Origin of the sequence: Bacillus sp. T17B1, assembly GCF_026796395.1 — a bacterium.
Classification (GTDB): domain Bacteria; phylum Bacillota; class Bacilli; order Bacillales; family Bacillaceae; genus Bacillus; species Bacillus spizizenii_A.
In genome coordinates, this window is record NZ_JALAYA010000057.1 from 51,444 (window position 1) to 74,958 (window position 23,515).

The 23,515-nt window shown below is 43.2% G+C and carries 19 protein-coding genes, 1 tRNA gene and 4 pseudogenes; 4 read left to right on the plus strand and 20 right to left on the minus strand.

Translation table 11 applies throughout. The annotated features are described in order from the left end of the window. Positions 1 to 28: 28 nt before the first annotated feature. From nrnB to MOF34_RS20170, 15 genes and pseudogenes are all read right to left on the minus strand, one after another. A complete protein-coding gene (gene nrnB / locus MOF34_RS20105; RefSeq protein ID WP_268401486.1) occupies positions 29 to 1,228 on the minus strand; it encodes an oligoribonuclease NrnB in 1,200 nt (399 codons plus the stop codon). Positions 1,229 to 1,397: 169 nt separating this feature from the next. After that, complete coding sequence (locus MOF34_RS20110; RefSeq protein ID WP_268401487.1) at positions 1,398 to 2,933, minus strand: acyl-CoA carboxylase subunit beta; 1,536 nt, start codon at positions 2,931 to 2,933, stop codon at positions 1,398 to 1,400. A 10-nt stretch (positions 2,934 to 2,943) separates the two neighbouring features. Continuing rightward, positions 2,944 to 3,726 (minus strand): enoyl-CoA hydratase, encoded by a 783-nt coding sequence (locus MOF34_RS20115; RefSeq protein ID WP_268401489.1) that lies wholly within the window; start codon positions 3,724 to 3,726, stop codon positions 2,944 to 2,946. A gap of 17 nt (positions 3,727 to 3,743) precedes the next feature. Next, positions 3,744 to 4,646, minus strand: coding sequence for a hydroxymethylglutaryl-CoA lyase (gene ldeG / locus MOF34_RS20120; protein ID WP_268401491.1), 903 nt, complete (start codon positions 4,644 to 4,646; stop codon positions 3,744 to 3,746). A gap of 14 nt (positions 4,647 to 4,660) precedes the next feature. Beyond that, on the minus strand, positions 4,661 to 4,882 hold the full coding sequence (locus tag MOF34_RS20125) for an acetyl-CoA carboxylase biotin carboxyl carrier protein subunit (protein ID WP_019714554.1): 222 nt from the start codon (positions 4,880 to 4,882) through the stop codon (positions 4,661 to 4,663). Positions 4,883 to 4,896: 14 nt separating this feature from the next. Beyond that, entirely contained in the window at positions 4,897 to 6,231 is a 1,335-nt protein-coding gene (locus MOF34_RS20130) for an acetyl-CoA carboxylase biotin carboxylase subunit (RefSeq protein ID WP_268401492.1), read from the minus strand. Positions 6,232 to 6,240: 9 nt separating this feature from the next. Next, on the minus strand, positions 6,241 to 7,890 hold the full coding sequence (locus tag MOF34_RS20135) for an AMP-binding protein (protein WP_268401493.1): 1,650 nt from the start codon (positions 7,888 to 7,890) through the stop codon (positions 6,241 to 6,243). Positions 7,891 to 7,932: 42 nt separating this feature from the next. After that, positions 7,933 to 9,075, minus strand: coding sequence for an acyl-CoA dehydrogenase (locus MOF34_RS20140; protein WP_268401494.1), 1,143 nt, complete (start codon positions 9,073 to 9,075; stop codon positions 7,933 to 7,935). A gap of 135 nt (positions 9,076 to 9,210) precedes the next feature. Then, positions 9,211 to 9,323 (minus strand): annotated as a pseudogene (locus MOF34_RS20145) (hypothetical protein); the annotation flags it as partial. A gap of 227 nt (positions 9,324 to 9,550) precedes the next feature. Beyond that, positions 9,551 to 11,089 (minus strand): glycoside hydrolase family 10 protein, encoded by a 1,539-nt coding sequence (locus MOF34_RS20150; protein WP_019714558.1) that lies wholly within the window; start codon positions 11,087 to 11,089, stop codon positions 9,551 to 9,553. A gap of 154 nt (positions 11,090 to 11,243) precedes the next feature. Continuing rightward, on the minus strand, positions 11,244 to 11,636 hold the full coding sequence (locus MOF34_RS20155; protein ID WP_268401495.1) for a DUF1360 domain-containing protein: 393 nt from the start codon (positions 11,634 to 11,636) through the stop codon (positions 11,244 to 11,246). Positions 11,637 to 11,826: 190 nt separating this feature from the next. After that, positions 11,827 to 11,913, minus strand: a pseudogene (locus MOF34_RS21115) (hypothetical protein); the annotation flags it as partial. A gap of 66 nt (positions 11,914 to 11,979) precedes the next feature. Further along, a complete protein-coding gene (gene dacB / locus MOF34_RS20160) occupies positions 11,980 to 13,455 on the minus strand; it encodes a D-alanyl-D-alanine carboxypeptidase/D-alanyl-D-alanine-endopeptidase (RefSeq protein WP_019714560.1) in 1,476 nt (491 codons plus the stop codon). A gap of 33 nt (positions 13,456 to 13,488) precedes the next feature. Continuing rightward, a complete protein-coding gene (gene galM, locus MOF34_RS20165) occupies positions 13,489 to 14,466 on the minus strand; it encodes an aldose 1-epimerase (protein ID WP_268401496.1) in 978 nt (325 codons plus the stop codon). Positions 14,467 to 14,599: 133 nt separating this feature from the next. After that, positions 14,600 to 15,991: an MATE family efflux transporter gene (locus MOF34_RS20170; RefSeq protein WP_019714562.1), complete on the minus strand. Its 1,392-nt coding sequence runs from the start codon at positions 15,989 to 15,991 to the stop codon at positions 14,600 to 14,602. Between the two features lie 285 nt (positions 15,992 to 16,276). On the opposite strand from MOF34_RS20170, the gene iseA reads away from it, so the two are divergent. Both iseA and MOF34_RS20180 read left to right on the plus strand, forming a co-directional pair. Then, complete coding sequence (iseA, locus tag MOF34_RS20175) at positions 16,277 to 16,822, plus strand: DL-endopeptidase inhibitor IseA (RefSeq protein ID WP_268401497.1); 546 nt, start codon at positions 16,277 to 16,279, stop codon at positions 16,820 to 16,822. A 773-nt stretch (positions 16,823 to 17,595) separates the two neighbouring features. Continuing rightward, entirely contained in the window at positions 17,596 to 17,856 is a 261-nt protein-coding gene (locus tag MOF34_RS20180; RefSeq protein WP_019714565.1) for a hypothetical protein, read from the plus strand. Positions 17,857 to 18,359: 503 nt separating this feature from the next. Here MOF34_RS20180 and MOF34_RS20185 read toward each other — a convergent pair. The 3 genes from MOF34_RS20185 to MOF34_RS20195 all read right to left on the minus strand — a co-directional run bounded on the left by MOF34_RS20185 (position 18,360) and on the right by MOF34_RS20195 (position 19,576). Next, positions 18,360 to 18,432: transfer RNA gene (locus MOF34_RS20185), tRNA-Arg, on the minus strand. Between the two features lie 53 nt (positions 18,433 to 18,485). Next, entirely contained in the window at positions 18,486 to 19,031 is a 546-nt protein-coding gene (locus MOF34_RS20190) for a site-specific integrase (protein ID WP_268401498.1), read from the minus strand. Positions 19,032 to 19,345: 314 nt separating this feature from the next. Then, the gene (locus MOF34_RS20195) at positions 19,346 to 19,576 is read right to left on the minus strand and encodes an excisionase family DNA-binding protein (RefSeq protein WP_019714567.1); all 231 of its coding nucleotides are present in this window, start codon (positions 19,574 to 19,576) and stop codon (positions 19,346 to 19,348) included. Positions 19,577 to 19,759: 183 nt separating this feature from the next. Between MOF34_RS20195 and ggt the strand changes: the two genes are divergently transcribed. After that, positions 19,760 to 21,523, plus strand: coding sequence for a gamma-glutamyltransferase (gene ggt, locus MOF34_RS20200; protein WP_268401500.1), 1,764 nt, complete (start codon positions 19,760 to 19,762; stop codon positions 21,521 to 21,523). 112 nt (positions 21,524 to 21,635) lie between these two features. Here ggt and MOF34_RS21120 read toward each other — a convergent pair. Beyond that, positions 21,636 to 21,718, minus strand: a pseudogene (locus MOF34_RS21120) (hypothetical protein); the annotation flags it as partial. On the opposite strand from MOF34_RS21120, the pseudogene MOF34_RS20205 reads away from it, so the two are divergent. Next, positions 21,714 to 21,978 (plus strand): annotated as a pseudogene (locus tag MOF34_RS20205) (zinc-binding dehydrogenase); the annotation flags it as partial. The pseudogenes MOF34_RS21120 and MOF34_RS20205 overlap by 5 nt on opposite strands. 53 nt (positions 21,979 to 22,031) lie before the next feature. Here the strand turns inward: MOF34_RS20205 and gltD are convergent. Next, entirely contained in the window at positions 22,032 to 23,513 is a 1,482-nt protein-coding gene (gene gltD, locus MOF34_RS20210; protein WP_268401502.1) for a glutamate synthase small subunit, read from the minus strand. Positions 23,514 to 23,515 lie beyond the last annotated feature (2 nt).

The following is a 23,515-nucleotide window of genomic DNA, read 5'->3' on the forward strand; positions in this document are numbered from 1 at the left end:
ATGATTGATTCTCCCCTATGCATATTTTTTATCTGCGATGCTGATTTGCCTGCTTCAAATGCTCCGCTAAAAATGCGACAAATACTTCATCCCACACGAGTGATGCTGCATAATTTCTTTTTATAAACCACTCTGCTTCTTCAAAAGCTGCGAATGTTTTATCCTGGGTTTCTCCGTTAATTTGGATATTCCACTCGTTGTCTAATGGAAACAGAAAAAATCTCATTTGTGCGCGATTTTCATATAATGCTCCGTTCGCCGATCCCTTTAGGTTATATATATTACGGAAAGCATCTGGGCGGACAGGTTCAATCCGGAATGCTTCAGCAACAAACAATTCATAGACTTCGTCGGTTATAGAACAGCCGGATGCCTTTGCATGCCCTCCGCCTCCGTATCGGCCCGCAATTTCTGACACATCGATGTAATCATGTATGGTGCGCAGGCTGACCCGTTTTGACCCCATGCTTAATATTGCAATGTAATCAAGGTGGGGATTTTCTTTTCCAAGCCTGTTTCCAAGCTCTGAATGGTACGATTCTGCGTGAACGATACCTACACAGTGTTCATGAACAAAGGTTTGCACCATTTCCCTTTTCTTTCTGCGGAGATAGCGTTCGATTTTTTCGTCTTCTAGGTCAAGCAGCTTTTCTTCAAAATCATCAAAGAAAAAATCGTCATGCACAGAGAGACGCTGAATCATTTTTTCTTCAAATTCATCGATTGACAGCAGAAAGAAAAGATCATTAAGCCGCTTCGCCTGTTTTTGTTCATATCGTTCCCATTCCCATGTATCATATTGGCGTACGAGCTCTGTGAATTGATCTAATGCGTTTGTCGGTTTCATGAAGCCATTTTCAACGAGATAGCCATATAAAAGCGATGTCGCAGATGAGAGCCTTCCATCGTCGTATTCCACTTGGACAAATCCCCATTCATGCTCATTCAGATGAAGCGCTGTTTTATGATGATCAATCAGCTTCACTTTTCCTCCCGCATGAACATACTCATTTAATCTCTCTTCATTTTCTTTGTTGACGGCGAGATCGGTGATGAATAATGCGTCTTGTCTGTTACTTTCTTTCGCTTTTTCTAAAAAGTACTGCACTTGAGCGTTTAAGCCGTTGACAGAGTTATACCGGACGTCAACATCTTTCCCAAATGCCAATTTTGCTACGATTCCGCAACCTACTCCGTCCAAGTCGTTATGTGAATATAAATGATACATCATGCAGGCCCCTTTTTATGATGAACTGGAAATTGCCGCTAGAGGTGCGGCAGCTTTTATTTACTATTCTAAAAAACATGGTGTTTTATGCAAGGGTAATTTGTTTACATAATATAATTATTGTAAATGAATAAGGAACGCTTTTTGCGCTCCTTAAGTCCCTGCTTATTTATACAGGATAAACCGGATGCTTTCGATTGGTAAATGTCATTTCTTTTGTCATGTATGCCTTGAGCCGTTTGGCCAGCTCATCACGCAGCGAATTGGCTGGTATCACGGCATCAATGATCATTTCTGAAGCCAGGCGGTATATATTGATGTCCTCTTTGTATTCTTCCCGTTTGCTGTTGATAAATTGCGCCCTCTCTTCTTTCGGCAGCTCGGCGATTTTTTTAGCATAGACGGCGTTTACAGCTGCTTCAGGGCCCATAACGGCGATTTGGGCGGTTGGGAGCGCTAAGCAGCAATCCGGTTCAAATGCGGGGCCTGCCATTGCGTACAACCCCGCTCCGTACGCTTTTCGGACAATGACAGAGAGCTTTGGAACAGTTGCTTCCGACATTGCTGAAATCATTTTTGCACCGTGCCTGATAATCCCCGCTTGTTCTACCTTTGTGCCGATCATAAAGCCGGGGATATCTGCTAGGAACAGCAATGGGATATGAAACGCGTCACATAAGGTAATAAATTTAGCCGCTTTGTCTGCTGAATCGTGGAATAAGACGCCTCCTTTTACCTTTGGCTGATTAGCGATAATGCCGACAGGCTGTCCGTGAATTCGTGCGAGTCCCGTCAATATTTCCGGTGCAAATAAGGCTTTAATCTCAAAAAATGAGCCTTCATCAATGACCCGCTCAATCAGCTCTTGCATATCAAAAGGCGCATTTTGGTTTTGCGGAATGACGTCGGCAAGCGGGATGTCGAATTGTTTTGGCGGGCGTTTCTCTTGCATAGGCGCTTTTTCTTGATAATTAGCCGGAAAGTACGATAAATAAGTCCGTGCCAGACGTATGGCTTCTTCTTCAGTTTCTGCAAGAATATCTCCGCAGCCGGAGATTGAGCAATGCATACGGGCCCCTCCCATTTCTTCGAGAGACACTTTTTCGCCAATGACCATTTCCGCCATCCTCGGCGAGCCTAAATACATGGAGGCGTTACCCTCTACCATAACGACAATGTCACAGAAGGCCGGAATATAAGCGCCCCCTGCTGCGGACGGTCCGAAAAGCAGGCAAACTTGCGGAATGCGTCCCGATAATTTGACTTGATTGTAAAAAATTCTTCCCGCGCCGCGTCTCCCTGGAAATACATTGATTTGGTCTGTGATTCTGGCGCCAGCCGAATCAACTAAATAAATGAGCGGGCAGTTTAATTTTTCGGCTGTTTCTTGAATTCTGATGATTTTTTCAACGGTTTTTGCTCCCCATGAGCCTGCTTTCACTGTTGAGTCATTGGCCATAACGCAAACGGTTTGGCCGCCGATTTTGCCGATGGCCGTCACCACTCCATCAGCGGGAAGCCCGTCTGACATACATTCCGCAAAAAATGCGTCTTCACATTCAATGTCATCGTCAAACAAATGAGCAAGCCGCTCTCTGACAAAGAGCTTGCCTTTTTCTTTGTTGCTCTGATGATACTTTTCCGCCCCGCCTTTTCGGATCCGTTCGGCCCGTTCTGTTCGTTCCTTTTCATAATCCATGAGCAATGCCCCCCTTTTATATCCCCTTATATACGGCCTGTCTTTTTTCTTGAAACGCCCGAAGCCCTTCTCTCCTGTCTTTTGTTGGAATGGTATGTTCATATGCTTTTTGTTCAATCGCCAGACCTGTAGCAAGATCTGTCTCCAACCCTTTATTGATTGCAAATTTAGCCTGGCGGACAGCGATTGGCCCATTGGCGGAAATGGCTGCGGCCAGTTCCTCTGCTTTTGGCATGAGGTCACAGAGAGCCGTGACATGCTCTACAAGGCCTATTTCTTTTGCTTCGTGTGCGGTTACACGTTTGCCTGTATAAATTAATTCTTTTGCTTTTCCTCTGCCAATCAGCCGGGGCAGCCTTTGGGTCCCTCCAGCGCCTGGGATAATAGCTAACCCTGTTTCCGGAAGGCCCAGCACGGCTGATTCGGCTGCGATTCGAAGGTCGCATGCCAATGCCAATTCAAGCCCGCCGCCTAATGCGCTTCCGTTTATCGCAGCTATGACTGGCTGCGGCAAGGCTTCAAGTAATACCGCCGTTCTTTGAATGAGAGATACACTTTCCAGGACCTGATCTTCTTTCAGTTTTATCCGTTCTTTTAGGTCTGCCCCTGCGCAAAACGCTTTTTCACCGGTGCCTGTGAGGATGACGCAGCGGATGTTCGAGTTGAATTCAATTTCCTGTAGAATCAATTGCAGGTTTTGAAGCATTTCCGCTGAAAGAGCGTTTGCAGCCTGAGGCCTGTTTAAGGTGATCAATGCAATATGTTCATTTTGGATAGTAAAAAGAATTGATTCTCCCATTGTATTTGCCCTCTCTTTTATAATGATGATTTAAAAACCTGTAAATTTCGGCTTGGCAGCTGTGTGCCCATTTTTTCTTCTATCCATTTGGCTGCGGATAGCAGTTTATCAAGATTTACATTTGTTTTGATGTCCATCTGTCCAAGCATGTATACGATATCCTCAGTTGCAGCGTTTCCGGACGAACCGGGAGCATATGGACAGCCCCCAAGTCCGCCTGTCGAGCCGTCGAACACAGTGATGCCCATTTGGAGAGCTGTGACCATGTTGGCCAGAGCCGTTCCTCTCGTATCATGAAAATGCAGGGCAATTTGATTGGCCGAAAATCGTGCCAAAAGAGCTTCAAGCACGGTTTCAACTTGGGCGGGATTTGCCGCTCCGATCGTATCTCCAAGCGACAGTTCAGAAATCCCAAATTCAAATAGGGCTTCAGAAAGGCGGATGACTTGTTCAATGGGGACATCTTTCTCGTACGGACAGCCGAAAACGGTTGAGAGGTAGGCTCTTGTTGAGAGGTTTGCTTTTTTTGCGTCTTCGTTTACTTGTTTGAGAATATGAAGGGTTTCAGTAGTGGATTTGTTGATGTTTTTTCTGTTGTGCGTCTCGCTGGCGGACATAAATACGCAAGCTTCGTCAATGCCTCCTTCAAGCGCATTCTCCAGCCCCTTTTGATTCGGGACAAGTGCCGCGTACGTTACCCCTTTTACACGGTCGATGCCTTTTGCCACGTCGATAGCATCTCGAAGCGCCGGAATCCATTTTGGATGAACAAAGGATGTGATTTCAATATACGAAAGCCCTGTCCGGGATAGCTGGTTAATCCAAGCAATTTTATCTTCTGTTTGTATCCATACGGGCTCGTTTTGTAAGCCGTCACGCGGACCGACTTCTTTGATTTTTACTTTTTTAGGATATGACATGGTCTTCCTCCAGATTATTGAGTGGAATCGTTCAATTCGAGCAACACGTCACCTTCATTCACAAAATCGCCTTCATTTTTTTTGACTTCTTTTACGGTTCCGCTTCTGTCTGCAACGATTGGGATTTCCATTTTCATTGATTCCAAAATGGCAACTTCCTGGCCTTTTTCAATGTGGTCGCCGGCTTTCACGTGCACTTTCCACAGGTTTCCCGCCATTTGTATCTTAACCGTCATGACAACTGCCTCCTTTATAGGTGTTGTTTCAAAAAGTCAGTCGTGACATCCCCTTCTTTAAATGCTTTTGATGCCGCAGCCTGTATGAGAAGCGGAAGATTTGTTTTGATTCCCTCTATTCGATAGTCGCCGAGCGCTGACTCCAGCTTTTCAATGGCTTCCGCTCTGGTTTGGCCTTTGACAATCATCTTGGCGATCATCGGGTCATAAAAAGGGGTGACGGTGCTGTCTTTTGCTACCGCACATTCGTGTCGGACCCCTTTTTGATTAGGGAGTGAAAACGCAGTGATTGTACCTGGTGAAGGGTAGAAGGTTTTGGGATCTTCCGCGTATATTCGAACCTCTATCGCATGCCCGTTTCGTTTAATGTCTTTTTGGGAGAATGTGAGTGTATGGCCCGCAGCAATCCGCAGCTGCTGCTCAACTAAGTCCAGGCCTGTTATTTCTTCAGTCACGGGATGTTCAACTTGCAATCTCGTATTCATTTCAAGGAAATAAAAGTTTTGATTCGGATCAACTATAAATTCGATCGTGCCTGCGTTCGTATAGCCGATCGCCTTTGCTGCTTTTACGGCCGTTTCCCCGATCTTCATTCTCAGTTCATCTTCTAGAAATGGTGACGGCGCTTCTTCAATGACCTTTTGGTGGCGCCTTTGAACAGAGCAATCGCGTTCAAATAGGTGTACTGTATGGCCGTGCTGATCCGCTAAAAGCTGAACCTCGATGTGGCGGGCATGTTCAATGACTTTCTCTATATACATCGACCCGTCACCGAAAAAGTCTGCTGCGCGCTTTTTGTTTCCCTCGTACGCCTTTCTTAATGCTTCCTCGTTTTGAACAAGCTGCATGCCGATGCCGCCTCCGCCCGCTGAAGCTTTCAGCATGACAGGATAGCCGATTTGACTTGCGGCGCGGCAAGCTTCCTGAATGTCTCCGAGGGATTCGGAAACACCGGGAACGACAGGGACACCTGCCGCTTCCATTGCTTTACGTGCTTCAATTTTGCTGCCCATCTTTGCGATGATATCGGGTGCAGGGCCTATAAACATGATGTTTTCTTGCTTGCAGCGTTCAGCGAATTGGCTGTTTTCTGATAATAGCCCGTATCCCGGGTGGATGGCATCGGCATTTGCTTTTTTCGCTGTCTCTATGATTCTCTCTATATTTAAGTAACTTTCACTGACTCTTGATTCTCCAATCAAATAAGCCTCTGTGGCCGCCTTTGTATGGGGAGCGTCTCTGTCTGCTTCAGAATAAACCGCGACCGTTTTGATGCCGAGACGGCTGCATGTTCGAATAATTCTCATTGCGATTTCTCCGCGATTGGCGATCAGTACTTTTGTAAACATCACTTCACCTCATTGACATGATGATAAGTTGAACATTTTAATCGTTTTTTCACGCAGTTTATATTTTTGAATTTTGCCTGAAGCCGTCATCGGATACTCGTCTGTAAAAATAACATAACGCGGAATTTTGTGGCGGGCGATTTTCCCTTTGCAATAGTCCTTAAGTTCTTCAGGCGAAGCGGTTTTTCCGTCTTTCAGTTTAATCCAGGCTGCGGCCTCCTCCCCGAATTTGGCGTCAGGCACACCAACGACCTGTACATCTAAAACATCAGGATGCCGGTATAAAAATTCTTCGATTTCCCGCGGGTAAATGTTCTCACCGCCTCTAATGAGCATGTCTTTTAATCTTCCAGTGATGCGGCAGTATCCGTCTTCATCCATGACAGCAAGATCTCCGGTAAACAGCCATCCATCGGGATTGATTGCTTTTCTGGTCGCTTCTTCGTCTTTATAATAGCCTTTCATAACGTGATAGCCGCGGGTGCAAAGCTCTCCCTGCCCGCCTCTTTGAACTTCTTGACATGTCCCCGGCTCTACAATTTTCACTTCTGCATGCGGCAGGGCGCGGCCGGTTGTTTCGACTCTCCTTAAGAAGGAATCATTTGCCCTCGTTTGCGTAATGACCGGTGATGCTTCGGTTTGTCCATAGGCGATCGTAATGTCTTTCATACCCATCTTTTCAATAACAGCTTTCATCACTTCACTTGGACAAGGAGAGCCAGCCATAATGCCTGTTCGGAGGGTCGATAGATCATATGCATCAAAATCCGGATGATGCAGCTCGGCGATAAACATGGTCGGCACACCGTGGAGCGCTGTGCATTTCTCTTTTTCTACCGTTTTAAGGACGGTAACGGGATCAAATTCTTGTACAGGTATCATGGCTGCTCCGACGGACACACACGCTAAAACCCCAAGCACGCATCCGAAGCAATGAAAAAACGGAACCGGGATACACATGCGGTCTTGAGAGGTTAATGCCATACATTCAGCGATATTAGCAGCATTATTGATGACATTAAAATGGGTCAGCATTACCCCTTTAGGAAACCCTGTCGTTCCTGATGTGTATTGCATGTTAATCACATCGTCTTTTTCAAGGCTGTTCATTCTGGCTTCCAGCTCAGCATCCGACACTGTTTTCGCCAGTATCTCTGTATCGTCCCAATGATACATACCCGGAAAACATTTATCGCCAATATAGATCAGGGTTTTTAAAAAGGGGTATCGTTCTGAATTCAGCTGGCCAGGTTCTGTTTCTTGCAGCTCTGGAATGAGGCTCTTCAGGATGTCTGTGTAAGAAGTGCCCCGGTATAAATCCATGACAAAAAGAGCGGTAGCATCCGATTGCTTTAACAAGTAATCGAGTTCGTGTGCTTGATAATTAGTATTGACGGTCACGAGCACAGCTCCGATTTTGGCGGTGGCGAACTGAACGGCAAGCCATTCGGGGATATTCGAAGCCCATATGGCTACGTGGTCTCCTTTCCCAATCCCCATCCGCATGAGTCCTTTAGCGGTTCGACGGCACAGACTGTCAAATTGAGCGTACGTATAGCGAATTTTTCTGTCTGGATAAACATCCGCTTCTTGATCGGGATAGATTTCAGCGATTTGTTCCAGCAGGCTGCCGATTGTGGAATGGATGAGTTCAGCCATGAATTGGTCCTCCTTTCTAAGTAATTAGAAAGCGTTTACATTTCATCTCAATAGCTGTCTGGCAATCACGATACGCTGAATTTCAGATGTGCCTTCCCCGATTTCCATTAATTTTGCGTCCCGCAGCATCCGTTCTACCCCATATTCCTTCATGTAGCCTGAACCTCCATGGATTTGAATGGCTTGATTGCAAGCTCTTGTCGCCATTTCAGATGCAAACAGCTTGGCATATGCTGCTTCTTTTGTGAATGGGCGGTTATGGTCTTTCAGCCAAGCGGCTTTTAACACCATTTGCCGTGCAAGTTCAATTTCCATCGCCATGTCAGCAAGCTTAAATTGGATGGCCTGAAAAGAAGAAATCGGCTGTCCGAACTGCTTTCGTTCTTTCGCATATGCCAATGATGCTTCAAGTGCCGCTTGGGCGATGCCGACTGCAAGAGCAGCGATAGAGATTCGTCCGCCGTCCAGCGTGTATAGAAACTGCTTAAACCCTTTTGTTGGATCGCCGAGTAAGTTGCACGCAGGCACTCTCACATCCTCAAGCAAAATTTCCGCTGTATTTGAACCGCGGACACCCATTTTATCGTACGGGCTCGTAATCGTAAGTCCGGGTGTGTCAGTTGGCACGATCAATGCGGAGATGATGTTTTTTCCTTCTTTGTTTTTGCCTGTTACTGCGGTTACAATCACCGTTCGTGCGTAACTTGCATTCGTGATCCAGCATTTTTCGCCGTTAATTACATACTCATCACCATTTGTAATGGCTTTCGTTTGAGTCCCTCCTGCATCTGAGCCGGCATTTGGCTCCGTCAGGCCGAATGACCCGAGTGCTTTGCCTGAAGCCAGCGGAGTCAAATGCGCCCGTTTTTGTTCTTCTGTTCCGAAGTAATAAACAGGACTTGCGCCGAGCGAGACCGCTGCAGCGTAGCTTAATCCAGTACTGCCGCAGGCTTTGCCGATTTCTTCAACCGCTAAGGCATATGAAATCGTATCGCCGCCTGATCCGCCATATTCTTCGGGAAATGGAATGCCCATCAGCCCGAGTTCTCCCATTTTTTTAAATGTTTTTATCGGGAACTCGCCCGTTTGATCTACATGTTCAGCGTGAGGAGCGATTTCTTTTTTCGCAAAATCATTTACCATTTCACGAACCATTTGTTGTTCTTTTGTCAGCTCAAAATTCACGTAGTTTCCTCCTTCACATCTTTGTAACATCTTATTAGGCGAGTTCTGTAATCATTCCCTGACAAAAGAAGTCTGAAAATTAAAACCGAGTCATTATTAACATACAAATATCCATGGAATAAGCAAATACATGCCCTAGGCGCATACCATCCATATGGTAAACGCAATGACCTGTCCTTTTAATAGCGCCGGGAAGATAATGGGATGGCCCCAAAGGGAATCATATCAATCAATAAACCGACCGCAGTCTATTCGAGCTCTTGATAAACAACTTCTGATGGAAAATCATCGAAAACGAGAGACTGTATGGCGAGCCCATCAATTAAAGCATTCGCATCATTCCCCATGTCGTGAAAGAAACGCCATCAATAACTAACTATATAGATTTTTTTATCCTGGGGTTTTTCTGAATACGCTCGTATTCTGCTCCCAAAATTACTTTTTTGAAAAAAGACGACTTAGAAAGCCGTCCTTCTCATTTCTTATTTTGTCTTTCGTTTGAACCCTTGCTTTCGTTATGAAGCCGGTCTGTTGAAGTGACATAATACGTATATTTCTTGTTTGGGTCTGCCGTCTTATCTAGGAAGGTTTGCTGCTCATTTGTTTTCCGCGCGGTTCCAACTAATGTTTTGTTCTTATCCCCTTCGGCTCTGTAAATCGCATAATAGGCTGTTTCTTTCGTTTTTTGATTTGATGGGTGGTCTTTAATCTGAAGAAGAATACCGTTTTTGTCGCCGGTAACTTTCGTAAGCTTCGGTTTTTTTGGAGCGGTATTGTCAAGCCAAGGCATTTGCGGAACCAGTGCCGGCTTGCTGTAAAGCTCGGTGATGAGCCTGTCTTTGATGCCAAGCGGATTTTTGTTGAGGTCTTTGAGGCTGAAATGCATGCTTCCTTTCACAAGCTCAAGCTGACGGTTCAAGGTGATTTGTCTCACATACTCCTCGGGATCGGACCATGGCGGATCAAAGTTGTTATTGATTTTATAGGCTGCCTGGCCAATATATAAATGAACAGGCCTATTTTTGACTTCGTTGCTCCACCAATCAGCCAGTACGTCGTAAGCGGCTGCGTTGAAGCCGATGCTCCAATAGATTTGCGGGGCAATATAATCGATGTCGCCTTCTTGGATCCAATGTCTCGTATCTGCATAAAGGTCGTCATAGTTCCTGACGCCTGCATTGGTATTCGATCCAGTTGGGTCATCTGCCGCGTTTCTCCATACTCCAAAAGGACTGATGCCGAATTTGACATATGGCTTTGTGGCTTTCATTGTTTGGTTGATTTGTTTGACAAGCTGGTTCACGTTATCCCGCCGCCAGTCATCAATATTGGAAAAAGTGCCTTTTCCGTATTGTTCATACTGTACTTGATCAGGAAATTCCTGTCCGGCTATTTTATAAGGGTAAAAATAATCATCCATATGAACGGCATCGATATCATAATGTTTTACCACTTCTTCAATACCTTTGACGATAAAATCTCTCGCTTCAGGAATACCCGGATGATAATAAAGCTGGTTTCCATAAGCGGCAACCCAGTCTGGATGCTGTCTTGCCGGGTGATCCTTAGACAATTTATTGAGGTCTGTATGATTCATGGTAATGCGGTAAGGATTAAACCATGCGTGAAATTCTAAATTTCGTTTATGGGTTTCTTCAATCATAAATGCAAGCGGATCATAGCCTGGGTCTTTCCCTTGGACACCAGTTAAGTATTCAGACCAAGGTCCGTAAGCGGACGGATAAAAAGCATCTGCCGTCGGTTTAATCTGAACAATAACGGCATTCATTCCCATTTTTTGTACATCGTCCAGCAGTTTGATATACTCCTGCTTTTGCTCTTCCACCGATAAACCTTTTTTTGACGGCCAATCAATGTTTAATACGGAAGCAATCCATACGGCTCTCAATTCCCTGTCAGGCTGCGCATTGGCCATAAACGGAATGGAAATGACAAACGTTCCGATGATCAAGCTGACAAGGAAACGGACAATCGACTTTTGACAAACCTTCATTCTGTTTCTTCTCCCCCATTACATCTCTTTCACTATTCGCTATTACGGTATTCCCGGGCTGTAAAAGGGTGCTTAATCGGATTGAAGAAATCAGGATTTATGTCTATATCACCAAATAAACGAAAAAAGTCCTGAAGCATTTTGTTCCGCTGCTTTAGGACTTTTTATCATTTATCATGGTTTGCAGGCTCTTTAACACATCAATGAGTTTTACGCCGACACCGACAGCTGTTTCAAGAATCGCCTGTGCTCCTGCGATGGCTAAAATAAAGATTACTGGAACTGCAATACGAGGCAAAAAGAGATAACCCAGTCCGATCAAAATGGCACACCAAACGCCGGCACACCAGTAGCAATTGAGCATGTATCCAAAGTTAGAAGCCGGCACGCTTTTTTCTTCTGCATGCCCGTTTTGATCAACGATCCTTTTCTTTTTCATAAAAGGTTTTCGGATAAATTCCGTGATTTTGTCGAATACAATCAAATGTGTCAGCCTGTAACTGGCTAGAATCAGCATGATAAAAGTAAGGAAAGAAAGACGATCCATGACAAGCCTCCAAGAAAAAGGATGATGTTATCATTCCCAAGTGTCTTCTATCCATTCTAGATATAAAAAGAAAGACGGACAGAGAATGGTCTCTGTCCGCTAAACCAACTTAACGTTTTTGCAGTATTGCTTTATTTGAAGTGATCTTGTCTAAAGCGCTGTTTCATAGTGTATCCATATTATTTCATAGGAGCGGCTGATACTGCGTAGATATACCGATAAGATTATGCAATTCCTTTTGTTCTTTTCTTAATTCATTATTCGGAAACCGTTGGTGAGAGGGCAGAACATTAGAAAAAACATAAAAAAACCTGTTTTCGCTTGGAAAACAGGTCTGGCGCGATTATTGATTTGCCAAGATGACAGCGATTTGATCCTCAATATCTTTTCCCTCCTCGTCATCAATCAATCCGTTAAGAAGAATTGAGAAAACGAGGGTTTTTCCGCTCTTTGTTTCTGCGTACCCGGATAGAGAGCTGACCGTGCTTAGCGAGCCGGTTTTTGCCTTCACTTTCCCTTGTGCAAGCGTGTCTTTCATGCGGTTCCTCAGCGTTCCTCCTATCATTCTGTCACTATTGCCCGCAACAGGCAGAGAATGTAGATAAGCTGAGAACCATTTCTCATCTTGAATGTCATATAACAGCTTTGAGATTTGATCTGAGGATACAGCATTAATATGCGAGACTCCTGATCCGTCCCTTAACACAAGTGATTTGGGATCGACACCGAATTCCGGAAGCGTATGGTTTAATACTTCGAGTCCCTTTTCCCAGCTTCCCTCTTCTTTTTTCACTTTCCCCATTTCTTTTACGAGCACTTCGGCATGTCCGTTATTGCTTAATTTCATAAACGGAACAAATAGTTTTGACAAAGGCATTGAACGGTGAGAGATTAACACGTCTGAAGAACCGGGCGCAGCGCCCGTCTTGACGTTCCCTTTTACAGTAATGCCTTGTTTGTGTAGTGCACGCTTAAATAAATCCAAAGCGTATCCGGTCGGCTCCCAGACAGCGATCCATTCCTTTGTGTTGCTTGCGCCAACCGGTACGCTTCCTTCAATGATGATTGTATTTTTCCCATGCTCTCTTTCGATCGTGAGGTCTTTCTTTTGGCCCGCCGAAGTCGTTTCTGCATTGTTCTTAATCGTTACATAATCTGTCTTTGGAGATACAGAAACGGCAGGCTTTTCCCCTTCTTTTTTACCTGGGGTGACCTCTACAATTATAGTGCCTGCATCATAGTCTTTATTCGGAGATGCTGTTAAAGCAGAGACTTGTGCGCCATAATACGTGTATTCATCACTCCATGGCATATCAGGTGATAATCGGGTGTCATCATACCACGTATCATCACCGATCAGATTACCTTTAATCACGCTAACACCGGACTGTTTCAATTTCTCAGCCATTTCTTCAAAATCAGATGGTAAAAGTGTCGGATCTCCTTTTCCTTTCAGATAAAGGTTTCCATTCAGCTTTTTCCCTTTAAGTGTGCCGTCTGTCCGGACCTCGGTTGTAAAGGAATAGTCCTCACTAAGGACAGAAAGTGCCGCGGCAGCTGTCAAAAGCTTCAGAGAAGAGGCAGGCCTCATTCGGATATCTCCTGAATGCTCATATAGAACAGCGCCTGTATCCGCAGAGCGAACAGTGATGCCGGCCATTGCGCCTTCGAGTGCAGGGTGTTCAGCTAAAATCTTATCGATCTGATTGGCCAGTGCATCCTGTTTTTCAGTTGCTTGCGCAGCCTGATGCATATAAGGTACCGAAGCAACGATGAAAAGCAGCAAAACAGCAACATAAAGTTTTATGCTTTTTTTCACTTTTTTCCCCGCCTCTCTGCGCCACATTACTGGCTATTGATGATTCAATTCGATGGTGATACTGCTTTTGGCTGTCGTTTCTTCTCCTGGCTCAAGCACTTGTAAACCAGTGAGTGATGAAGACAAATCAAGATTCACTGCGTTTGTCACCCATGTGTAAGGTTCAGGGCATAAATACCCCTGTTTTCCGTCCGCATTGTATACAACCCAATGTTTAAATTGTTCATCTGCCTTATAAATAATACTGACATGTGCGTGCTGATGATAAATGACTGCCTGATTTTCTCCGCCTCTTTTCTGATAAGCAGATAAAAAGACATCATCCAGCTGCTTGTGGCGTAAATCCATCCCTTCATGCAAGGCTTCTTTATTCGGTACATCCATCAGCTTCCCGGTCGGCAACAGGCGTTCATCCAACTCCCATTGCTGATCTGCTGTCAGGGAGAATAATGAGCTTTCTTCTGGAAACACAAATGTAGTATGATAACCAATTCCCCAAGGGAACGCTTCCTTTCCTTTGTTCATGACCGTCGCATATTTAAATAGAGTATTCCCCTTTAGCGTGTATGTCATCCGAACGACGGCATGATGCGGAAATTGCTTATACACATGGGGAAGCTCTGAAAGATCAATTTCCGTTTCAACGATCACTTCTTCATCAGTTTGCTTCATGGTCACTACGTTCCACTTTTCCTGATAAAGAAACCCGTGAAGGTGGTTGTGTTTATCCTTTTCGTTGATATCAAAATGATATGTTCTGCCCCGGAAACTGAATGTACCGTCACTTACCCGGTTAGGCGGAAACAAGATCGGAATGCCATACAATGTTGGTGTGTCATGAAAACGTTCTGCTGTTTTCGGTTCACGCAATAGCTGGGTTTTTGTTGCTTTGTCCATGAGAGAAATGACGTTGCTCCCCCACTCGGGAACGACAATCATCTCTAAATGGTCGTTCCCTGCTTTGATGGCGGATGTTCCTAAATGTGTAATCTTCTCAATATAGTTAGCCATATGTCCTCAACCTCTCCTTGATTCATTGCTCGTATAAGAATTCAATGCACTGGGCCATATTTCCTCTATTTTATGTTTCCCTATCAAATAAAAAAAAACACCGTTCCAATCATGAACGGTGTGATTCGGAAGTCTATTGGATGAGACGTGTAATTTGTTTCTTTTTCCACACGAATTGATAATACCCATAAATCAACAGCAAGCTGACGGCAAACGCAGCCGGATAGCCAACCCAGACGCCGAGTATTTCAAGCTTTGTGTAATGGGATAGTACGAACGCGACAGGCACCTCTACCCCCCAGATGGCGAAAATGCTGATAACGGTCGGCCATAAAACCGTTCCGCTTGCCCGCATCGTCGCAGAAATAATTTGGGCATTTCCAAACAGCAAATAGCTCCACAATGTAATCATCAAGAGACGGTGCGCAATATAAAGTGTGTCTTTCTCGGTTAAAAATAACGCTAAAATCTGCTGTGAAAACACATAGATTAGAATGATCAGCACGCCGCCAATGATATAATTCAGCCAAATCCCGACGCGAATGACCTGCTTTAAGCGGCCAGACTCGTTCGCTCCAATCGATTGCGCAGCGAAAATAGAAACCGCAATACCAAGGCTGACGGCTGGCATCTGCACATAGCTGGCTACCTGGTTGACCACGCCGTATGCAGCTGTCGCATTAGAGCCGTAATGGTTGACGAATGAAATAACGGCTATCTCTGATAATGAGACGAGAATCATATTGATGCTTGATGGAATCCCGAGGCGCAGCAGGAGAGCCAGCAGTTCCTTATCCATTTTTAAATAACGCCGCACTGTTTTATCAAATTGGAGCGGATGGTTTCGTTTTCGCAAATACACCATTAACACGAGAAATGTGGCAATTGTGGAAATGACGGTTGCATATGCGGAGCCGTATATACCCAGTTTCGGAAAACCGAACATGCCAAGAATTAAGACGGGCAAAAGCGCTATGTTGATGACCGTGCTGACGATCAGCGTATAAAACGGCGTTTTAGAATCCCCTGTTCCTCGCAAAAATGTTGTATATGCAAAATATAAAAACATAAACGGCATAGCGTAAAATAAAATACGTGCATACCTTGCGCTGACATGAATGACATTTTCAGGCGTGCCCATTAAACGAAGAATATCCAAGGTGAAAATACTGCCGATGACGGCTAATACCACCCCTAATAAAAACGTAAACGTGAGCGTCGTCCCTACAACAGCCTTTAACCGTTCCTCATTCTTTGCCCCGTAGGCTTGTCCGATCAGGATCGAACTTCCTGAACCGATCCCAATGGTAAATGAGATTAAAAGAAAAAATAACGGGAAAAAGGATGATACAGCTGCAACCGCATCAACACCGAGCCATCTGCCTACAGCCATCATCCCGACTAGCTGGCCGACTGATTGCAGCACATTGCTTAGCAGAAGCGGCACTAAAAAGAGAGACATAGACCGCCAGACAGATGGATTGCTTTTTTTCTGAGTTACAAGTTGTTCTTGTGATGTTTCCATATTGAAAGCTCCTTTATTTGAATTCGTTTGTAAACATGCCCCTATTCTTTTGACAGAAACAGGATGTGAAACATGTTATTATTCATCACTTTACATATGAAACCCTTCCCGTTTCTTCTAATTTTACACATTCTTTAGCTTATGAAGAATAAACTAACAAGTAACAGCCTGTTTCTTTGTGAGTAAAAGAATGAAAAATAATTTACGCAAAGTTATTGTAATCTATCCGTAATTATTGTAACATTTGTAACATAAGAGAAAGAGATTTTGAAGGAGTGACCCACAATGAAAAAATGTCTTCTATTTCTAACAACGATTGCACTTATTCTGTCATTAAGCACAAATGCATTTGCGAAAAATAATCCAAGCGATTTATCACAAAAACAAGCACTGCAACTGGCATTATCAGCAAGAGAGCATTTTTGGAACACAATGAGCGGCCACAATCCAAAAGCGAAAAAAGCAGTTTGCCCATCAGGCACATTTGAGTATCAAAATCTTCAATATGTGTATATGTGCAGTGATTTAGGCACTAAAGCAAAAGCGGTGAATTACTTAACTCCTATTTTTACAAAAACAGCAATCGAAAAAGGCTTTAAAGACTATCATTTCACTGTTTCAAAAGGAAAACTTGCCGTTCCAGTCGGTGATGGAGACAACCTATTAAATTGGAAAAAATCAACGGCTAAACTGATTTCTAAAAAAGGCGGCACAGTCACATACGAATTTACCGTTCCTACTTTAGACGGATCTCCTTCAGCGAAACGGAAAGTGACATTTGTAAAAGAGAATAAAAAATGGAAAGTCAATCAATTCGACGCAGTTATATAAGAAAAGCGCCCGGTATAAGCGGGCGCTTTTGATTTGGCATACAAAAAGACAACAGACGAACAGCCTGTTGTCTTTTTGTAATGATAATGCTCTAGGGGGGATAATCATTTTTGTGCAAAATTTGTGCAAAAAATATTTGGAATTCTTTTTGCTTGTTTACTTTTTCCTCCCTCTGACTTTTTGAGAATAATGATATATCAGATAAACAATCAGAAAGACTAATGTAGCCATGGCAACATAGTATAATGGCATCGCCAAAATAGGAGCAAAATTCGCTATGATCATCAGTATAATGATGGCTATTCCATATAGACTTATAAAGCGTAGTAATGCCATATTATCTCCCCTTGCTGTTTTCATCAGTTTAACAAAAAAAGTAAGCTGCTAAAGGGCTATTTTTTATGCGATATCCATGCATTCTGCAGCGGCTTGACCGCCTAAACGGTCTTCAATTAATTCATATAGGTGAAATGGCACAGATCAAATTAATCATTTCTCACTTTTGAACCACATCCTGTCTATTTCTTCATTTTCCCATGGTAACATCTTGTTCGAGTTATCAAACGAAAGGATATAATCATGAAAGTATTTGAAGCCAAATCACTGCAATCAGAAGCAGATAGACGCGCATGCTAAAGAAACGGTTAGAAAACTCAACACACATATTAGAGCTTGTGTACAAGAAGCTATTGAGGAAGGAATAATACAATTTGACTTTACCAGAAAGGCCAAATTAACCGGTAGTGTAATCTAAACGAGCTGAAGAAAAACATTTGAATTATGTTGAAAGTCAAAAGCTTCTAAATGAATTATACGAGCGTAAGGATAAGTCTATCGGATATTATTTACTGATAATGGCCCTTACTTCGGAGATGCGGTTTGCTAAAATAGTGGGATTAACAACAGATGATTTCAATTTTGATTTAAATGAAATCACAATCAATAAAACCTGGGATTATAAAAAAGGAAAAGGTTTTGCTAAAACCAAAAATGCTTCATCAAATTGGACCATTAAATGGACTCCAATACAATGAATTTATTCAAAAAATTGTTTGATGAAATGCCTAACAACATACATAATCTTGTATTTTATAGCCCTCGAAGCTATAAGAAAGTTCTTACAAACGAATTTGTCAACAAAACATTAAAAAAGATATTGACGACATGAATATTGAATCAATTCGGTACATGGATTAAGACACACACATGCTAGCATTTTGCTCTACAAGAAAATATCAATTTATTATGTTTCAGAACGTTTAGGAAATGCGAAGATAGATACCACCCTTAACTCTTATTCACATGTTATTAAAGAGCTCCGTGAAGATATACGAAACACACTTGACTTATTTGAAAAAATGCCGACTCCGGCAAAATCGATTGTATAGCAATGTGTGCAAAAAGAAATAAATTCACATCGTTTTCCACCGTATTCTCATCCAATTGAAATACTTCTAGAAACAGCAAAAACCCTTGTTTTACAAGGGTTTTGAGTCTTTATAGATGTGATTAATCTGAACCCATCTAATTTGAAAAACGCTCTAGGAGAGATTCGAACTCCCGACCTGCAGTTTAGGAAACTGCTGCACTATCCGCTGTGCTACTAGAGCTTTTTTGTATTTATATAGTAGCTCTGATGAACTAAATTTTCAAGCGGTTTGTATTAAAGCCCCCCAAAAACCTTATACGCGGCCCTTGTCGTGTCTTCGTCAATACCGATATATCGCATTGTAATCGAGGGTGATGAATGATTCAGTATTCTCTGCAGCTCGGCAATGTCTTTTGTCCGCTGATAAAAATGATAGCCAAATGTTTTTCGGAGCGTATGTGTCCCTATTTCCTCAAGTCCGCACGCCGCGGCAGCTTCTCTTAAAATCCTGTAGGCCTGAATGCGGGAAATCGGTTTCCTGGTCCGGACAGATTTAAAAAGATATTCGTTCTCTTTCATGTCTTTCGTATACTCGTATATTTCTTGTTTCAGTGATTCTAAAATCAGAATCTTCCTTTTCTTTCTCGTTTTGCTTTCAGTCGCCCATAAATGATCTTTATGTTTAACGTCTTTCACTTGCAGCGGCAGTATATCAGATATGCGGAGCGCGCTGTTGATGCCGAAAATAAACAGAAAATAATCCCGCTTGTTTTTGTTGAGCAAATACTGTTTTACATCTTGGATTTTCTCTAAACTGCGAATCGGCTGTACAATATGCATCAAAAAACTCCTTAAAAACCGTTATGTAACGTTTTGAGGTCTATGTTACTATTATAGCTGAAAAACGTTGAATGTCAAAGTGCGGAGGCATTTATGTAACATAATATACATAGTGTTACATAAGGAGATGAAGAAGTTTTTAAAATCTTTCTTCCTCTTAAATGCGTTTTAAAGCCTTATATAAAGCTTTTAATCTATTTGATACATATTCCTCTATATGACGTCAAAAAACCTCTTAAAACAAAATCTAACGATTCGATTTTTCCGATGTTATAAAAAGATATACAAAAAAAGACACAATTTGAAATTGTGTCCTAATCCTCATCCTTTACATCAATATCCTCTGGGATCGGTTCATTTAATATTTCCTGCACGAGGGCTTTGTAATTTTGCAGCTGTTCGAGATGCGTTTTGAACTGTCCCTTATAAATCAAAAATTGTTCACCGTCATGAACGGCTCTGATTTTTCCTTCGAGCACCAAGCTTTTAATATAATCCTCTGAAAGATTTGCATATTCTGCTGTTTCTTTAATCGTTAAATACATATAGCCGTCCTTTCTTAATTCGTAGCTGATTCTAATATAGCACATGGCTCATAACAATATAATCAATTTCGCACAGAAAAACGGGTTAATGTGCTATATAATATACCATTTGTCACTTGTAAAAACTCTGTAATTTTTTTACGCTAAGATTGTAACATTACAGCTTCATATAGGAGGGAGAACATGAAAAGAACGTGGAACGTCTGTTTAACAGCTCTGCTTAGTGTTCTGTTAGTCGTTGGAATTGTCCCTTTTCACGCGGATGCTAAAAAGCCGCCCAAAAGCTACGATGAGTACAAACAAGTAGATGTAGGGAAAGACGGCATGGTTGCCACCGCGCATCCTCTCGCTTCGGAAATCGGTGCTGATGTGCTGAAAAAAGGAGGAAATGCCATTGACGCGGCGGTTGCCATTCAATTTGCACTCAATGTAACAGAGCCGATGATGTCAGGCATTGGCGGCGGCGGTTTTATGATGGTGTATGACGGTAAAACAAAGGATACAACGATCATTGACAGCCGTGAACGTGCTCCAGCAGGCGCAACCCCCGATATGTTTCTCGGTGAAAACGGCAAAGCTATTCCTTTCTCTGAACGTTCGACAAAAGGTACTGCCGTCGGTGTTCCAGGCACGCTGAAAGGGCTGGAGGCTGCCCTGGATAAATGGGGAACCCGCTCGATGAAGCAATTAATCACCCCTTCTATTAAACTGGCTGAAAAAGGATTTCCGATTGATTCGGTGTTGGCAGATGCTATTTCAAACTATCAGGAAAAGCTGTCACGGACTGCTGCAAAAGATGTATTTTTGCCAAATGGCGAGCCGCTCAAAGAAGGCGATACATTGATTCAAAAGGATTTGGCAAAAACATTTAAGCTCATTCGCTCAAAAGGCACTGACGCTTTTTATGAAGGAAAACTTGCCAAAGCACTTTCTGACACTGTACAGAATTTCGGCGGATCAATGACGGAAAAAGATTTAGAAAATTATGACATTACAATCGATGAACCGATTTGGGGAGACTATCAAGGCTATCAAATTGCCACTACTCCTCCTCCAAGCTCTGGCGGTATTTTTTTACTGCAAATGCTGAAAATACTTGACGATTTTAACCTTTCACAATACCATGTCCGCTCATGGGAAAAATATCAACTGCTTGCTGAAACGATGCATTTGTCTTATGCGGATCGTGCGTCTTACGCAGGTGATCCCGAATTTGTAAACGTTCCTCTCAAAGGCCTGCTTCACCCCGATTATATTAAAGAACGCCAGCAATTAATCAATGTAGATCAAGTCAATAAAAAACCGAAAGCCGGTGATCCTTGGAAATACCAAGAGGGATCGGCAAACTATAAGCAAGTTGAACAGCCGAAAGACAAAGTAGAAGGCCAAACAACCCACTTTACAGTTGCCGACCGCTGGGGAAATGTTGTTTCTTATACGACGACAATTGAACAGCTATTCGGAACAGGTATTATGGTCCCTGATTACGGTGTTATTTTAAACAATGAATTAACGGATTTTGATGCGGTTCCAGGCGGAGCTAACGAAGTACAGCCGAACAAACGGCCTTTAAGCAGCATGACCCCGACCATTTTATTTAAGGATGATAAGCCTGTCCTCACCGTCGGATCTCCTGGCGGGGCGACCATTATTTCATCCGTTCTACAAACCATTCTCTATCACATCGAATACGGCATGGAATTAAAAGCTGCTGTTGAAGAGCCGAGAATTTATACAAACAGCATGAGCTCCTACCGCTACGAAGACGGAGTTCCTGAAGACGTCCTCAGTAAACTAAACGGCATGGGCCATAAATTCGGCAAGAGCCCGGTGGAAATCGGAAACGTACAAAGTATTTCTATCGACCATGAAAATGGCTCCTTTAAAGGCGTAGCTGATTCAAGCAGAAACGGCGCGGCGATCGGCATTAATTTAAAACGGAAATAAAAAGATAAAACTGTACTCGCTTCAAGTGAGTACAGTTTTTAATATGCAGCCCTTTATATAAGGATGAAACAAAATCATATGCTTGTAATACGCTTTTGCAGTACTCCATATGCTTGATATTCAAAGGTTCCTCAAGCTTATGTATACTGGCTGCACATTCGACTGAACATAATTCAGTATTTGGGCTGCTTTCGTTCATGTAGAACCGAACGGACGTATTGTCAGCTTTGGGGCAAGCTCAGGTGACGATCTCCGTTTACCGGTGCGTTTTTTATATTTTCCTCAGATCGATGTATTGGGAACCTTAATGGAAAGTTGTGAAGAACTTCACGATATGCTCGCTTTTATTGAATAACATAGGCTACAGCCTGTAATAGACCGCACATACCCTTTAGATTCAGCATGTGAAAATGCAGGAAGGCATACATTTTGAAAATGGAATCGTAATGGAATAAAAAAAGAAACCGGCTGGCAAACAGACCGGTTTCCTATATATAATCCCCTTTATTTACGGAAGAACTGAACTCCCCATCAAGTATCGATCCACTTCACGCGCCACTTCACGGCCTTCATTAATCGCCCATACGATTAAGCTTTGGCCTCTTCTTGCATCCCCTGCGGCGAATACGCCATCGATATTTGTTTGATAATCCCCATATGCGGCGCTGATTTTGTTGTTATTAGAATCAACACCGAATTGTTTTAAAAGCGGCTGCTCTGTGCCTTCAAAACCGATTGCGATGAAGACAAGCTGAGCAGGCCATACTTTTTCCGTTCCAGGCAGCTCGCGGAACTCGTATTTTCCGTGCTCATTTTTTACTTTCTCCATTTGAATCGTATGGAGCTCTTTCAAGTTGCCGTTTTTATCGGCAACCAATTTTTTTGTTTGAATCGAATATTCTCTCGGATCTCTTCCGAACTTTGCTTCTGCTTCTTCATATGCATATTCAAGCGTAAAGACGTGCGGCTGTTCAGGCCACAAATTATCATTCGTGCGAGCTGGAGGAAGTTTCGGGTGTTTGCCGAATTGGTGCACGCTTTTGGCTTTTTGGCGTAAAGCGGTAGCCACACAGTCAGCCCCTGTGTCTCCGCCTCCGATCACGATAACATCTTTCCCCTTCGCATCAATGAATCGCTTGTCTTTAAAGTTAGAATCTAAATAGCTTTTTGTAGCAAGCGTCAAGTAATCCATCGCGTAGTGAACACCTTTTGATTCGCGTCCTTCGATTAATAGATCCCGCTGTTTTTGAGCACCTGTGCAAAGGATTACGGCATCAAATTGCTCTTTCAGCTCATCAGCCGTTATATCAACGCCAATTTCCGTATTTGTAACAAAATCGATTCCTTCTTGCGTCAGCAACTTAATGCGGCGTTCGACAACCCCCTTTTCAAGTTTCATGTTTGGAATACCGTAAGTTAAAAGTCCGCCCGCTCTGTCCGCACGTTCAAATACAGTGACGGAATGTCCTGCTTGATTCAGCTGGTCTGCACTCGCCAGTCCGGCTGGGCCCGATCCGACAATGGCCACTTTTTTGCCTGTTCGTTTTTTAGGAATTCTAGGCTGAATCCAGCCGTTCTCAAATCCTTTGTCGATAATGGTCCGCTCAATGTTTTTAATTGAAACGGCCGGGTCTGAAATCGCTAATGTACATGATCCTTCACAAGGAGCGGGACATACCCGCCCTGTGAATTCAGGAAAGTTGTTTGTTTTTAGAAGGCGTTCCAATGCTTCTTTCCATCTGCCCCGGTAGACAAGATCATTCCATTCAGGAATTAAGTTGTAAATTGGACAGCCGGATGTAAATCCATTAATGTCCGCACCGATCTGGCAAAACGGTGTACCGCAATCCATACACCGCGCCCCCTGCCGTTTTGATGCTTCTTCTGAAAAAGGAGCAGAATATTCTTTCCAATCCTTTAAGCGAGTGAGAGGGTCCCGCTCAGTAGGTTTTTCTCGTTTGATCTCCATAAATCCAGTTGGTTTCCCCATGT